General features: G+C 46.4%; 13 protein-coding genes and 1 pseudogene. 11 read left to right on the top strand and 3 right to left on the bottom strand.

Features of this window, described 5'->3' with window-relative positions; genetic code table 11:
- Positions 1 to 129: 129 nt before the first annotated feature.
- The 3 genes from ACEN8J_RS11610 to ACEN8J_RS11600 all read left to right on the top strand — a co-directional run bounded on the left by ACEN8J_RS11610 (position 130) and on the right by ACEN8J_RS11600 (position 4,945).
- Positions 130 to 681: a DUF2062 domain-containing protein gene (locus ACEN8J_RS11610; protein ID WP_049817076.1), complete on the top strand. Its 552-nt coding sequence runs from the start codon at positions 130 to 132 to the stop codon at positions 679 to 681.
- 210 nt (positions 682 to 891) lie between these two features.
- Entirely contained in the window at positions 892 to 3,567 is a 2,676-nt protein-coding gene (locus ACEN8J_RS11605; RefSeq protein ID WP_495594516.1) for a YhgE/Pip domain-containing protein, read from the top strand.
- A gap of 403 nt (positions 3,568 to 3,970) precedes the next feature.
- Positions 3,971 to 4,945: an aldo/keto reductase gene (locus ACEN8J_RS11600; protein WP_029519103.1), complete on the top strand. Its 975-nt coding sequence runs from the start codon at positions 3,971 to 3,973 to the stop codon at positions 4,943 to 4,945.
- A gap of 150 nt (positions 4,946 to 5,095) precedes the next feature.
- On the opposite strand, the pseudogene ACEN8J_RS11595 reads toward ACEN8J_RS11600, so the two are convergent.
- Positions 5,096 to 5,212 (bottom strand): annotated as a pseudogene (locus ACEN8J_RS11595) (multidrug resistance efflux transporter family protein); the annotation flags it as partial.
- 184 nt (positions 5,213 to 5,396) lie between these two features.
- Between ACEN8J_RS11595 and ACEN8J_RS11590 the strand changes: the two are divergent.
- On the top strand, positions 5,397 to 6,584 hold the full coding sequence (locus ACEN8J_RS11590) for a GTP-binding protein (RefSeq protein WP_318626599.1): 1,188 nt from the start codon (positions 5,397 to 5,399) through the stop codon (positions 6,582 to 6,584).
- Between the two features lie 5 nt (positions 6,585 to 6,589).
- Here the strand turns inward: ACEN8J_RS11590 and ACEN8J_RS11585 are convergent, their stop codons facing one another.
- Positions 6,590 to 7,450: a LysR family transcriptional regulator gene (locus ACEN8J_RS11585; RefSeq protein WP_029519105.1), complete on the bottom strand. Its 861-nt coding sequence runs from the start codon at positions 7,448 to 7,450 to the stop codon at positions 6,590 to 6,592.
- 134 nt (positions 7,451 to 7,584) lie between these two features.
- On the opposite strand from ACEN8J_RS11585, the gene ACEN8J_RS11580 reads away from it, so the two are divergent.
- The 5 genes from ACEN8J_RS11580 (at position 7,585) to ACEN8J_RS11560 (ending at position 11,682) form a co-directional block, all read left to right on the top strand.
- Positions 7,585 to 7,914, top strand: a complete 330-nt coding sequence (locus tag ACEN8J_RS11580; RefSeq protein ID WP_013310063.1) for an antibiotic biosynthesis monooxygenase family protein — start codon at positions 7,585 to 7,587, stop codon at positions 7,912 to 7,914.
- A 78-nt stretch (positions 7,915 to 7,992) separates the two neighbouring features.
- Entirely contained in the window at positions 7,993 to 9,012 is a 1,020-nt protein-coding gene (locus tag ACEN8J_RS11575; RefSeq protein WP_029519107.1) for an ATP-binding cassette domain-containing protein, read from the top strand.
- Complete coding sequence (locus ACEN8J_RS11570) at positions 9,009 to 9,824, top strand: ABC transporter permease (RefSeq protein ID WP_029519108.1); 816 nt, start codon at positions 9,009 to 9,011, stop codon at positions 9,822 to 9,824. Before ACEN8J_RS11575 ends, ACEN8J_RS11570 begins: the two co-directional genes overlap by 4 nt.
- A gap of 62 nt (positions 9,825 to 9,886) precedes the next feature.
- Positions 9,887 to 10,561, top strand: a complete 675-nt coding sequence (locus tag ACEN8J_RS11565) for a response regulator transcription factor (protein ID WP_340955304.1) — start codon at positions 9,887 to 9,889, stop codon at positions 10,559 to 10,561.
- Entirely contained in the window at positions 10,558 to 11,682 is a 1,125-nt protein-coding gene (locus ACEN8J_RS11560) for a sensor histidine kinase (protein WP_165147288.1), read from the top strand. Before ACEN8J_RS11565 ends, ACEN8J_RS11560 begins: the two co-directional genes overlap by 4 nt.
- 87 nt (positions 11,683 to 11,769) lie before the next feature.
- On the opposite strand, the gene ACEN8J_RS11555 is transcribed toward ACEN8J_RS11560, so the two are convergent.
- Positions 11,770 to 12,639, bottom strand: coding sequence for a DUF421 domain-containing protein (locus tag ACEN8J_RS11555; protein ID WP_069010217.1), 870 nt, complete (start codon positions 12,637 to 12,639; stop codon positions 11,770 to 11,772).
- Positions 12,640 to 12,911: 272 nt separating this feature from the next.
- On the opposite strand from ACEN8J_RS11555, the gene ACEN8J_RS11550 reads away from it, so the two are divergent.
- Positions 12,912 to 13,181, top strand: coding sequence for a glutaredoxin family protein (locus tag ACEN8J_RS11550; protein ID WP_029519113.1), 270 nt, complete (start codon positions 12,912 to 12,914; stop codon positions 13,179 to 13,181).
- A gap of 29 nt (positions 13,182 to 13,210) precedes the next feature.
- The gene (locus ACEN8J_RS11545) at positions 13,211 to 14,551 is read left to right on the top strand and encodes an LLM class flavin-dependent oxidoreductase (RefSeq protein WP_340955306.1); all 1,341 of its coding nucleotides are present in this window, start codon (positions 13,211 to 13,213) and stop codon (positions 14,549 to 14,551) included.
- Positions 14,552 to 14,554: the final 3 nt, after the last annotated feature.

Raw genomic sequence — 14,554 nt, 5'->3', positions numbered from 1 at the left:
GACATAAGTAAGGATGGGAGCTGTAAATACTCATTCCTGAAATTGAATTGTACTGTTGAAGGAGTCCTCCTATTGATAAAGCTCAATCCGAAAAGGCTCAAACCTCATAAATCGAAGAAGAACTATAATATGTTTCAAAATATAGGGCGTGCGATTCGGCTGAATTTCATCAAGCTGTTGCGCGCCCCTGGAGGAGTTAAAAAGATCTCCTTGGGCTTCGCCATTGGCTTTGCGCTGGAGATGATTGTGATTTCCACGGCTTCTCTGGTATACCTTGTTTTTTATCCGATTGTTCGTCTGTCTGGCGGCTCGCTGCCTGCGGCCATTGTGGGTAACGTTGTAGGTAAGCTGACCTTTTTGCCAATTGTACTAATGCCATTCGCCAAGCAAGTGGGGGCTTGGATTTATCCATCTCATTATCCGGTACATGTCAGGGGCGGACGACTTCACGAGCATTCTTTTATGGAGCTGTTTCACGGCAACTGGTCTGTATTCAGAGACTTGTTGCACGGAGGCTTGCACATCCTGATCGGCATGTCGATTTTCGGTGTGGTGCTGGGCATTATCTCGTATTTTGTCATTCAGGTTCTGTATAATCGTTCGCTGCACAAACGGTTGGAGAAGCGGAAGTTGCGTCATGGCGCAGCATTTTCGGCGGCCAGACTGCTGAAGAATGGATAACTATGTATAAGAAAGAAGCTCTTCGAGCCTATTCATTAGGTCTGAAGGGCTTCTTTGAGTTGGGGCAAGAAAAAGCCTATGATCTCTATAAGACCCATACGCTTTTGGCATATATTGTAACAGGATTGGCTTCATTTGCTCGAATCGTTTACAATACGTGTGCATACAACACTGGACGACAGGTTAATGTACATACAAGGAGTGATGAAGTTGCGGAAGATATGGCAAATCTACTTAACAGACTGGAGAAATGTATTCAAAGTATCGACCGGGACTTTATTAGTCATTGGCATCATTCTTTTGCCTTCCGTCTATGCATGGGTGAATTTGAAAGCGATGTGGGATCCATATGCGAATACATCTGGAATTAAAATTGCAGTTACCAGCCAAGATCAGGGTGCAGAAGTGAATGGTAAGAAGATTAATATCGGCGATGAGGTTTTGCATAACCTTCAAAATAACAAGAAGCTGGGTTGGACTTTTGTCAATGAAGCGGAAGCACGGAAAGGTGTGTTGGATGGTGATTATTATGCCAGCCTGCTGATCCCGAAAGACTTTTCAGAGAAAATTACGAGTGTGCTGACGGAAAATCCGCAAAAGCCGGAAATTGATTACGCCGTAAATGAAAAAATTAATGCAGTAGCTCCGAAAATTACATCTTCGGGGGCAACCTCTCTGACGAACCAGATTAGCCAAAACTTTATTGAAACTGCTAGCCAGGCGGTATTGACGAAGTTGAAGGAAGCTGGAGTAAAGTTGGAGGAGGAACTCCCGACAATTCGTAACATTGAAAACCGGGTGTTGGAGCTAAATAATCGACTACCGGATATCGATAGGTTGGGCAAACAGGCCTTGGAGCTGGAGCAAAATTTGCCGAAAATTAAGGCGCAGGGACAAAAGATTATCGCATTGAAGGAGAAAATTCCTGAAATTAACCGCGCCGGTGACCTGGTGCTCAAAATTGACAAAAACATGCCTGAGCTGGACAAGGTAGCCGCTGTTATTTTAGATATCCAAAAAAGACTACCTGATATTCAAAAGGCTGGTGATCGAATTGTTGAACTGGATCAAAATTTTAGCAAGGTAGAAAGCGCACTGACCACCGCCCTGGAGGATACGCAAACGGCTCTTAAAGTTATTAATGCTGCCCAGAGGGCACTGCCAGAAGTACAGCAGATAGCGGACACAGGCAAGGACTTTACAACCGGTTTACTTGAATTTCTGGACAAAAATGAGGGTGCGCTTGATTCGATAGGTACAGTAGTTAAAGAAGATTTACAACTGGTACAACAAATTGCGAATGAGGTTTCTCAGATTACAGACATCATTCGTGGTGTGGATTTTGATCCTAAAGCAGCACAAGCTGCGGTGAATCGTGTCAGCGGTAGGCTGACAACTGCCGTGGGGGTGCTGGATCATATTTCTCAATTGCTGAACCGTGTGAACGGATACTTGCCAAGTCAACCTCTGGATTCACTTATTTCCCGTGTGGGCGGGGTGGAGGATCGTTTCCGCCGTCTGAATAGCACAGTAACTAGTATCGGGAATGCCATCCAGCGCGGTGAAAAGCCTGCGCAAAATCTGCTGGATGACACTGATCGCCTTGCTGGAGAAATCAGTAGCGGAATTGACAACATTTTGGGCAATTATGATACGGAGTATGCACCCGCCATTCAAAAGGCGCTAGATCAGATCAAATCCGTAGCCCGCAATTCTGCCAATGTGCTGACTACAGCTCAAGAGCAGCTACCGAATATTGAAAAGCTATTAAATGACGCACAGGCTGCAGCAGAATTCGGCCAGCAAGAGCTAACACGTCTCCAGCAGGATCTGCCACAATACCGTCAGAAACTGCATGAAGCGGCGACAACGATTCAGGGACGTATGGGCGAGTTTACGAATGCTGTGAACAAAGCAGCAGACTTCGTAAATAACGATTTGCCGACGGTTAAAAGTAAAATTCATCAGGCGGCAGATTTTGTGCGTAATGATTTGCCCAAAGCGGAACAACAGTTTGTCAAAATGGCTGACTTAATTGAAAATAAATTTCCTGAAGCGGAAAAAGCGGTGCACCAAGTAGCCAATTTTGTAAGGAGCGATCTTCCAGCTGCCGAGGATTCCATACGTCAGGCTGCAGATACCATTCGCAAGCTTAAGGGCGAAAATGCACTCGGACGCGCTATTGCATTGCTCAAGGGGGATGTGAAAAAGGAAAGTGAGTTTCTCGGCAGTCCGGTATCGTTGAAGCAGGAACGGATATATCCAATCCCTAACTATGGTTCTGCGATGTCACCTTTTTACACTACATTGTCGATTTGGGTAGGTGCGATGCTACTGGTATCAATGTTCAGGGTAGATGTGGATGACCCGGAAGGACAATTTAAAAGCTACCAAGTGTATTTCGGACGGCTGATGACATTCTCCACAATTGGTATTTTTCAGGCGCTGAGCGTATCTCTCGGTGACTTGTTCCTGCTCGGGGCGTATGTGGATGCCAAAGTAGCCTTTGTACTATCCTCTATGCTGATCAGTCTGGTGTTTACGGCGATGACCTATACACTAGTTTCTGTGTTCGGCAATATCGGCAAGGGACTGGCGGTCATCCTGCTGGTGCTTCAATTCTCCAGTTCAGGAGGGACGTTTCCGATTGCGACGAGTACACCATTCTTTCAGGCGCTGAATCCATTTGTACCATTTACCTATGCGGTTAGTCTGTTACGAGAGACAGTAGGAGGGATGTTGGCTTCAACGGTGATACGGGATGTGGTGATGCTGTTTGTATTTATCGGTGTTTGCTTCCTGTTTGGATTGGTGTTGAAGAAGCCGCTCAGCAAGCATACGAAAAAAATGGCTGAGCGAGCGAAAGAAACGAAATTAATTCCTTGATTGTTAAATAGAGAGTGAGTTACGGTGGATAAACGCGCTCCGCGAAGGATTTGATCTTACGATCGCTGTTGCCACGGGATTCTTTGGATTAGATAGACATGAAAAGGTAAGAATCCCGTGGCAAAGGCGAACGCGCCGCTTCTCCAGATTCAAATCCTCCGCTCTGCTGGCATCCGCCGTAAAGTCACCTTCTTTTAATATTCGGCGGGTAGTACGGGGAGGTGGCCTCCGCATGTTATGCTTCGGCATGGTGCGGAGGCCTTTTTGCATGCGCTCTCCAAACTTTAAATTGCATTTGGGGGTGTTTCAATGCGGTTTGTTCTGGTGAATAAACGGAGTATGGTCTTTTTTGGCATGTAATTTTGCGGAATTTTAAAATCCTTAAGCAAAGGCGGGAGGTAGTATGGAGTATTCATACTTAGGAAAGTCAGGCTTAAAGGTGAGTCGGTTATGTCTGGGGACGATGAATTTCGGACCAGAAACCGAAGAAAAGGATGCGTTTAAAATTATGGATGCCGCACTGGATGCGGGCATTAACTTTTTTGATACGGCTAATGTATATGGCCATGACCGTAAAGGTTGGACAGAGGAAATTATCGGACGTTGGTTCCAGCAGGGCGGCGGAAGACGCGAGAAGGTCGTGTTGGCAACGAAGGTATACGGAGATATGAAAAATGAACATGACGGACCCAATGCAGGATCAGGCTTGTCTGCTTACAAAATTCGCCGCCATTTGGATGCGTCTCTGAAACGTCTGCAGACCGACCATGTAGAGCTATACCAAATGCATCACATTGACCGAAACGTGTCATGGGATGAGCTGTGGGGCGTATTCGAGTCCGTGGTGGATCGGGGACAAGTTGGTTATATCGGTTCCAGTAATTTTGCGGGCTGGCACATTGCGGTGGCGCAGGCCGAAGCGAAGGCACGGCGTTTTTTGGGGCTTGTATCCGAGCAGCATTTGTACAACTTGAACGAACGTTCCGCCGAGCTTGAAGTATTACCGGCAGCTCAGGAGCTGGGGCTGGGTGTGATCCCATGGAGCCCGTTGGCGGGCGGACTGCTGGGACGGAATGCGTTAGCTGGTACAGGTTCCCGCAGCGCACGCGCCAAGGAAAAGGTGGAGCAGAATCGTATGAAGCTGGAGCAATTTGCAGCATTGTCCCGCGAGCTGGGTGAAAAGGAAGACGTGATTGCACTGGCTTGGGTACTTTCCCATCCGGCTGTAACGGCTCCAATTATCGGACCACGGACCTTAGAACAGTTAGAGGATGCTCTACGGGTACCTGAGGTCAAATTGAGCGAGGAAGTGCTTGCCAAGCTGAATGAGATTTTTCCAGGTCCAGGAAAACCTGCGCCAGAAGCCTACGCTTGGTAATAATACTTTGTACTCGTCATAAAGCATCATTCTTTGTTAGAAATCATCGGCAAAAAGCAGCAGATCAGGAGCCTCTCTTTGATCTGCTGCTTTTTTCTGGTGCCTGATCCACATTTGAACGACCATGGAAAAAATATATATGCGCTAAAACAAAAAGATTAATTCTCCCATTAATGCAAAAAGAACTTCCAGAGATTGTGTTGCTTCTACGGTCGCCAGTTTTTGCATATTTCCACGAACCTGATCTATAGCTTTAAAAAATAAAACTCTTTAAATATCGTTATTTCTCATATTAATAATAACTTAGGTCATTCATTTCAAGAGTTTTTTTACGGTTGACAAGGCAAAAGGGATGCTGTATATTACTGAAAGTTGGTTTTAATAGTAATTATTACGATTTAAAAAATGAAAATGAAAATGAAAAGCCGATATTCAAGGGAGCGTACCAGCGATGAATAAGAAAGCAATACCAGTAACAGTGTTGAGCGGATATTTGGGTGCAGGAAAAACAACGATTTTGAATCATGTATTAAACAATCGGGACGGAATGAAAGTGGCAGTCATCGTCAATGACATGAGTGAAGTGAATATAGATGCTGAGCTGGTTAAAAAAGAGGGCGGCTTGTCCAGAACAGAAGAAAAACTGGTCGAGTTGTCTAATGGTTGTATTTGCTGCACATTGCGTGAAGATTTATTACTGGAGGTCAAGAAGCTGACGGAGCAAGGAGAGTTTGATTATATCTTAATCGAGTCTACAGGCATCAGTGAGCCCGTGCCAATCGCTCAAACCTTTACGTACGCCGATGAAGGAACTGGCATTGATTTGGCTTCGCTGGCAAAACTGGATTGCATGGTGACCGTAGTCGATGCGAACCGTTTCTGGCATGATTTTGAATCAGGAGAAACGTTACTGGATCGCAGGCAGGCTACTGGTGAAGACGACACGCGTGATATCTCGGACTTGCTCATAGACCAGATTGAAACCTGTGATGTATTGATTCTGAATAAGTGCGATCTGGTTCAGTCTGCTGAGCTGGATAAGCTGGAGGGTGTGCTGCGGAGATTACAGCCTGAAGCCCGAATCATTCGTACTTCCAAGGGAAAGGTCGCTCCTTCGGACATTTTGAATACAGGGCTGTTCAATTTTGACAAGGCTAGTCAATCCGCTGGATGGATTCGGGAGCTGGAGCTTGAAAGCCATACACCGGAAACGGACGAATATGGGATAAATTCCTTTGTATATCGTCGTAGAAGACCATTTCATCCTGCAAGATTGGCTGAATTTATGAACTATTGGCCGGAGGAGATCGTTCGCGCCAAAGGTTTGGCCTGGATTGCCACCCCGCAGGATTGGGCAGCGAGTATTAGTCAGGCAGGACCCTCTATTCAATTTGGCCCTGCGGGAAGCTGGCTTGCTGCATTATCCGAAGAAGAACGGCAGGAGATCGTCGCAGCGGACCCCGAGGTTCTGGACCATTGGGATGAACAATGGGGCGATCGCATGAACGAAATCGTTATGATAGGTATCGGAATGAATCGACCGGACTTGGAAGAAGAGCTAGATGAATGTCTGCTGAACGATAATGAAATGGATATGGACTGGTCCAGTTTTGAAAATCCGCTTCCTTGGCCGACATGATGAAGCTAGTTGATCCATTCATTAATAAAGTCCATACATTTTTTAGCTGCTGGAGAAACATTTTTTAAGGAAGCGGTAGCGATACCGATAGTACGGGAATGCCTCTCATCCAATGGACGAATAGAGATGTCGTAAGGAATGTGAGACAGGATCATTTCAGGAAGAATACTCACGCCTAGTCCATTCTGCACCATAGCCATAATCGCATGGTCATCTTCTAATTCATATTTGATTTTAGGTGACATATTATGCTGTGAAAAAATATTCCTTACATCGGTGTCACAGCCTGCAACAGGCATAATAAAAGGCTCATCTCTGAGCTGTTCTACTCGAATGGAGGCTTGCTTTCCCAGAATATGATCGGAAGGAAGTAGACAAAGCATGCTTTCTTCTTTTAAGGGCAACGCCTCTAATGTGTCTAGCGTGGGGAGGTTCACAAAGCCGAAATCAGCCTCCCCACTGATTATCCAGCTCTCAATTTCATGGTAGTTCCCATCGAGCAGTTTTATTTCAATAAGAGGAAACTGCTCATTGAATTTTTTTAGAATACGGGGCAGCCAATGAATAGAGACGCTTGAAAATGTGCCGATCTTTACGGTTCCGATTTCCAATCCTTTAATTAGAGCTACCTCTTGGTAGAGCTTTTCGTCCATTTGTACGATCTCTCTAAATTGCTTCATCAATCTTTCTCCGTTATTGGTCAATCTGATGCCTGAACGACCTCGGATCAGAAGAGTCAACCCTAATTCATGTTCCAATCCAGAGATCGCATGGCTGATTGCCGATTGTGTAAGATTTAAAACTTCCCCGGCCTTTGTGAAACTTCCCATTTCAACTACGCAAAGAAAAATCTTATATTTAAACAAATTCCTGTTCACTCCTATTTTTTTAATGAAATATATTCATGTATCATATCAGATATATTCATTTTTTTTATTTAATATTTATGATTATAATCAAATGAAAGAAAGGTTATATATTTTTGTTTTAGGAGGAACATATGAACTCAATTGCTAAAACTCCTCGGCCACCCTATTATGCGGCTATCTTTACTTCTGAACGTACGGAAGGAGATGGCGGATACGGAGTGATGGGAGACAAAATGGTGGAACTGGCTGCCGAGCAGCCTGGTTTTCTAGGTGTGGAAAGTGTTCGTGATCACAATGGAGTAGGCATCACAGTTTCCTATTGGGAGTCTCTAGACGCTATAAAAAATTGGAAACATAACGAGCTGCACAAGGTAGCGCAGGAAAAAGGGAAATCCGAGTGGTATAAAACATTTGGTTTAAGAGTGAGCAAGGTAGAACGAGATTATTTTTTTACAGTGTAAATAGGTTCAATATCTTTCTATTCATATTCAGTTCATAAACGTGGGTTATTCTCGCTATAGAAACCGTATAGGGAGGATATGAATGTGGATTATACAGACAAAAAAGAGACCTTGGCCATTGAAGCAAGGGGACTCGTTAAAACTTTTGGTGATAAGCATGCGGTTGACGGTGTCGATTTGAATGTCCATGCTGGCACGATCTACGGTGTGCTCGGCCCTAATGGAGCAGGTAAGACGACTACCATCCGAATGCTGTCAACGTTATTGCGACCTGATGGTGGATCAGCGCGTATCTTCGGGCACGATGTAGTAAAGGAGCCGCAGGTTGTGCGTCAATTAATCGGGGTAACAGGCCAATACGCATCGGTCGATGAGTCGCTTAGCGCTACTGAGAACTTGATCATCTTCTCTAGACTGCTTGGACTGGGACGTGCCGAGGCGCGTCATAAGGCAGCGGAGCTGTTGGAGGAATTTGGCTTGGCCGAAGCAGCCAAGCGACCGTTAAAAAATTTTTCGGGAGGCATGCGCCGCCGACTGGACTTGGCCGCCAGTCTCATCGCTAAGCCGCCGCTGATCTTCCTGGATGAGCCGACTACCGGACTAGACCCGCGCACGCGTGTCCAGATGTGGGACACGATCCGGCGTCTGGTCAAGACCGGTTCCACCGTACTGCTCACTACCCAGTACCTCGACGAGGCGGATCAACTTGCTGACCGAATCGCGGTGATCGATCATGGCCGGGTAGTCGCTGAGGGTACGGTGGATGAACTGAAAGCGGCAGTGGGGGCGTCGACTCTGCAACTCAAAGTGCAAAATCAACAGGACATTGAGAGAGCTGTTCAGATCGTTGAACAGGTGCTTTCAGTCAAGTCCAGCGTGTCAGTGGAAGTTGGAAAGATTATTTCTCCGATGGCCAATGCAGATCGGGTAACGGACCTGCTGATTGCCCTCCGTACTGGAGAGATTCGTCTAGCAGAAATGAGTGTGCAAAAGCCGACGCTTGACGAGGTGTTTTTGTCCATCACTGGTCATGGGGCACAAGTAAACGAGCAGCAGACGTCCCAAGGAGCGCATGCTGGGGAGGGGGCGAGAGCATGAAGAGCACTACGGTTATGACAGGTTTTGATCGCACTTTGAAGAAGTCTGTGAGTTTCAGACAGGCGTTCTTCAATTCCATGACGATGGCCTACCGGGGCATTCTGAAGATCCGGCATACTCCCGAGCAATTGTTTGATGTCACGCTCCAGCCGATCATTTTCACACTTATGTTTACCTATATCTTTGGTGGCGCCATCTCAGGAGACGTGCAGCATTATTTGCCGGTTATTATTCCAGGCATCCTCGTGCAGACTGTGATCTCGACCTCCGTCGTTACCGGCGTCCAACTACGTGAGGATATGGACAAAGGAGTGTTCGACAGGTTCAAGTCACTCCCAATCGCACGTATTGCGCCTTTGGCTGGAGCTCTGCTGGCTGACAGTATCCGGTATACTATTGCGACTGTACTTACCTTCGCCATGGGGTATATTTTGGGGTATCGGCCAGAGGGAGGGCTGCTGAGTGTTGCTATCGCCGCGCTTTTGGTCATCGTGTGTTCCTGGGCAGTCAGCTGGATTTTCGCCTTCTTTGGCGTGATTGCCCGCACTGCTTCCAGTGTACAGGGCATCTCCATGATTGTTCTGTTTCCGCTCACTTTTGTTTCCAACGCATTTGTGCCTGTGGACACAATGCCTGGTTGGCTACAGTGGTTTGTGAACGTTAACCCGATTTCACATCTTGTGAACGCAGTCAGGGAGCTTGCGAATACGGGAACGATTGGCGGGGAACTGGCGATCTCCCTGCTTGGCGCTACAGTCATTGTGGCGATCTTCGCGCCGCTTACGGTGCGTGCATATATGCGTAAAGCATAAGATGGCAGTCTTCTTGACGAGGATGAGAGATTTAAGGCAGAACTAGTTAGGGGGGGATTGAAATGGCGCGTGTATTGGTCGTTGATGATGATCCGCATATTCGCGAAATGGTCGGACACTTTTTGAGGATGGAAGGTCTGGATGTAGTCGAGGCGGTGGATGGATTGGACGCGATGCGCATTTTTGAGCAAATCAAGGTCGATTTACTTGTTCTTGATATCATGATGCCGGGAATGGATGGTTGGGAGTTGTGTCGTAAGCTGAGAGAGCAAACCGACCTGCCGCTGCTTATGCTTACAGCTAAAGGCGAGACGACACAGATCGTGAAAGGTTTCGCGCTCGGAACGGACGACTATCTTGTCAAGCCATTCGACCCCATGGTGCTTGTTGCACGCGTGAAGGCTTTATTAAAACGTTATCGTATCATGGCTTCCAAATCAGTGACTGTCGGAGATCTTGTCCTGCGGAGTGATACATTTGAATGCCGGGCTGAAAAGAAGGAGTTTACCCTGCCGCGCAAAGAATTTGAGCTGCTCTTCAAGCTGGCCAGCTATCCTGGCAAAACCTTTACCCGCGACCAGTTGATCGAACAGATCTGGGGTTATGATTATGAGGGAGACGAAAGAACGGTTGATGTCCATATCAAACGCCTTCGGGAACGGTTTCCGGAGGCAAGCCACTCCTTCCGGATCAGTACGATCCGAGGATTGGGTTATCGGCTGGAGGTAAGGCAATGAAACGAGAACCGGGATTCCTCCATATCCTTGCGAGACTCATGCTGGTGTTATTGGTGCTGTATCTCAGCTGGACTGCCGCGTTCTTTATTATGGAGGCGATCTATTCGCACATGTCATGGGCTCCCCATGGTTTGTTCGTCTTTCTTATGAATACGACGCTAGGCTTTTTCTTCTTCGGTATTATCAGTATGACGGTAAGGCGCTTCTTCCAGCCTAGAGAACAGCACGCTTTTACCGAAATGATCGATGCTTTAAAACGTATTTCGCAAGGAGACTTTCACATTAATCTGGATTGGGATCTCGGCGGGAGGAACGGAAAACATCGGAGGCCGCATCCTTATGTACAGTTGGTGGACAGTATCAATGATATGGCTGCAAATCTGAAGGCTATGGAAAAGCTGCGGGAGGAGTTTATTTCAAACGTATCCCATGAAATCGGCTCACCGCTGACCTCGATAATCGGATTCGCCAAGGCGCTCAAGGACGAGAATCTGGATCGTGAACAGCGAGACCGGTATTTGACGATCATCGAGACGGAGTGTATTCGTCTATCCAAGCTAAGCGATAATCTCATGAAGCTGGCGATTCTGGATTCGGAGCGGCATCTGTTTCGTCCGTCCCTTTATCGGCTGGACAAGCAGCTAATTTCGCTTATTCTCGCCTGCGAACCGCAATGGGAGGCTAAAAAAATCGAGATGACTGTTGAGGTGGATATCGTTGAGATCAACGCGGACGAGGATCTGATGGGCCAGGTTTGGGTAAATCTCCTTCACAACGCCATTAAATTTACACCACAGGGTGGAAGCATATCTGTTTCTCTTTCAAGTAACGGTGAACAGGCGGTTATCCGCATTGCGGACACGGGACAGGGCATCAACGAACAGGATCAGCAACGCATTTTTGAACGGTTTTATAAAGCAGACCAGTCACGGGCCCGAACTGCAGGAGGCAGCGGCTTGGGACTGTCCATTGCTTATAAAATAACAGAGATGCATACCGGCTCTATCTCTGTATCCAGCAAGGTGGGAGAAGGAACGGTATTTACGGTTATGCTGCCGCTGCGCCGGCAAGGAATGAAAGGCAGCAACAACTGTGAAATGTACACCGGCACAGTAATATAAAAAGGAGCGTCTTCAAAGCCATAAGCGGCTGAAGGACGCTCCTTTTTAACTCCCATGCTTATACTCTTATGGCATATGCGTATGTGCTCAGGACTTAGATGAATTTACCGGCTGCATTTCCTGGATAGCTTCCTTCAAGTTGTGTGAGCATAGCTCATACAACTGTTTCCTTTGCTGTTCGCTGGAATTCGTAGCCAGTTTTTGCAGCTCGGTTGTACATTGCTGCAGCAGCGTCAGCACAGCTTGATTCGAATCCTGTGCCTTGGACATCTGTACATTATCACTGTATGGGTCAATATATAGCTCCCCTTGCGTGTCCACCTGCGCGAAAAACACATCTTTGACCGTCAGGCTCTTTTCCTTTAGCTTGGCATCCAGCCATTGTTGAGTAATCCCCATATATGCCATTTGTTGCTCCATAAGTTGTCCATCCATAATGACTGCTGTGGGTTCCTTCTCCGGTAGCTGAAACATATTCAAATCTTTAAGCGTCACAGGCTGCTTGTCTTTGGTTAACAGCACATTGACTTCGCCACTGGTTTCCATGAGAGCAAATTCTACATCAGATACTTTGAATACATTCTTGCTTCGTAGCTGCTCCATGAGTTCATCCAGGGTGAGCCGTTCCTTTCTCAGATTATCCTCTAAAATTTTGCCGTCTTTGATCAGGATTGTTGTCCTTCCATCTGTTATATCTCTGATTTTCTTGCTTTTAATTTGCAAATATTCAATGCCAAGTGTTGTCAGTACCCATACTGACAAGGCTATGAGGCCTAGATACCAGGTGGATTCACGCTCCATAGGAATGGTAGCAGCCAGGTTACCTATCGTGATTCCTGTTATATATTCGAACAAGGAAAGCTGGGATACCTGACGTTTTCCAAGAATTTTGGTGATTAAAAATAATATAGCGACAGCCATTAATGTGCGTATAGCAACCTCGGCCCAATCCTGCATTTACTCAACCCCATTTCATTTCGCCACAAGGGCGCTACTATTCCAAGGATATCCGCGTCAAGGCACATTTAAACTCCAATTCCCCTAAATTTAAATAACTGAGCTACCAATAAACCGATTAAATACGATATAAGATTAAAATTTTCTATCGTTGAATTAGCAATGTCTATTACACAAGCGATTGACGGAAAAGGGTCGGCAGGATACATTATAAATATAATCCTTATTTAATTCATCGGAATTATAAACATTAAGCTCACGGAGGTATGTATATGTCGTCCAAACCTAAAGTTGTATTGTGGAGCAAAACCGGCTGTCATTTTTGTGGAGAGATCAAATCGTACCTGGAATCCCAAAATCAGCCGTATGAAAATATCCAAGTGGACGGAAATGATGCGCTGCGTGACGTGCTGGAAACCAAATATGGTGTTCGTTATGTTCCTGTCGTCGAAGTAGGCGGGGATAACAAATATGAAGCCCTGCTCAACCCGGATCTGGAAGAGTTGGGTAAAGTGCTGGAAAGTTACAATCAAGTGGTATAACAATCATGTTCAAGAGAGGTGGAAGAGTTATGGCTAAGAATAAACAAATTAAATTTGGTGCGATTATTCACGGCGTTGGGGGAAGCATGACGACTTGGCGTCACCCTGAAGTACCTGCGGACGCGAGTGTTAACTTTGAATTTTATAAAACGCAGGCACAAAAGGCAGAGGAAGGAAAGTTTGACCTCGTATTTATCGCAGATGGCCTGTTCATTAACGAAAAATCCATTCCCCACTTTCTAAACCGTTTTGAACCAATTACGATTTTGTCCGCTTTGGCTGGGGTGACGAAGCATATCGGACTGGTTGGCACATTGTCGACTTCCTATAGCGAACCGTTCACGGTAGCACGCCAGTTTTCTTCCATTGATCATATTAGCGGAGGTCGGGCAGGCTGGAATGTGGTGACTTCCCCGCTGGAAGGCTCTGCCCTTAACTTTAGCAAAGGCGAGCACCCGTCGCATCCGCAGCGCTATAAAATTGCAGAGGAATATTTACAGGTTACCAAAGGACTGTGGGACTCGTGGGAAGCGGATGCGTTCGTTCGTGATAAGGAAGCTGGAGTATTTTTTGATCCTGAAAAGCTGCATACATTGAACCATAAAGGTGAGTTTTTCTCTGTGCAGGGTCCGCTGAACATTGGACGATCCAAGCAGGGACAGCCAGTTATTTTCCAGGCAGGTTCCTCGGAGGATGGCAAAAACCTGGCCGCCAAGGAAGCGGATGCTGTATTTACAGGACATGAAACGTTAGAGGAAGCGCAGCAGTTTTATCGTGATGTGAAAGAACGTGGGGTACGCTATGGTAGATCCGAAGAGGATATTGTCATTTTGCCGGGCATATCGCCGATTATTGGCAATACAACGGAGGAAGCGGAACGTAAGTATGAAGAGATCACGAATCTGGTGACGATTGAGGCTGCGTTAAAATATTTGGGACGTTTCTTCGATCATCATGATTTCTCACAATATCCGCTGGATGAGCCATTCCCTGAGCTTGATGGTATTGGCAGCAATGCGTTCCGCAGTGGTACAGATAAAATCAAACGAGTAGCCAAGGAACAAAATTTGACCCTACGCGAGGTTGCGCTACGTTCAGCTACGCCGAGAACCTCTTTTATCGGAACCGCTGAGCAGGTAGCGGATCGAGTGCAGGAGTGGTTCGAAAGAAAAGGAGCAGACGGATTCATTATTGGTTCTGATGTGCCATCGAGTCTGCATGACTTTGTAAATCTGGTTGTGCCTATTTTGCAGGAACGCGGTATTTACCGTCAGGATTATGAATTTAGCACACTGCGTGAAAACCTAGGCGTGCCTATTCCTGAGAACCGCTATACAGCAGCCAGATCCAAAGTGAAGGTTGACGCATAACAG

It is taken from the genome of Paenibacillus sp. Paensp38 (assembly GCF_059491915.1).
Note: the sequence above shows the minus strand (reverse complement) of the source record. Positions and strands in the feature narration are given on the sequence as shown.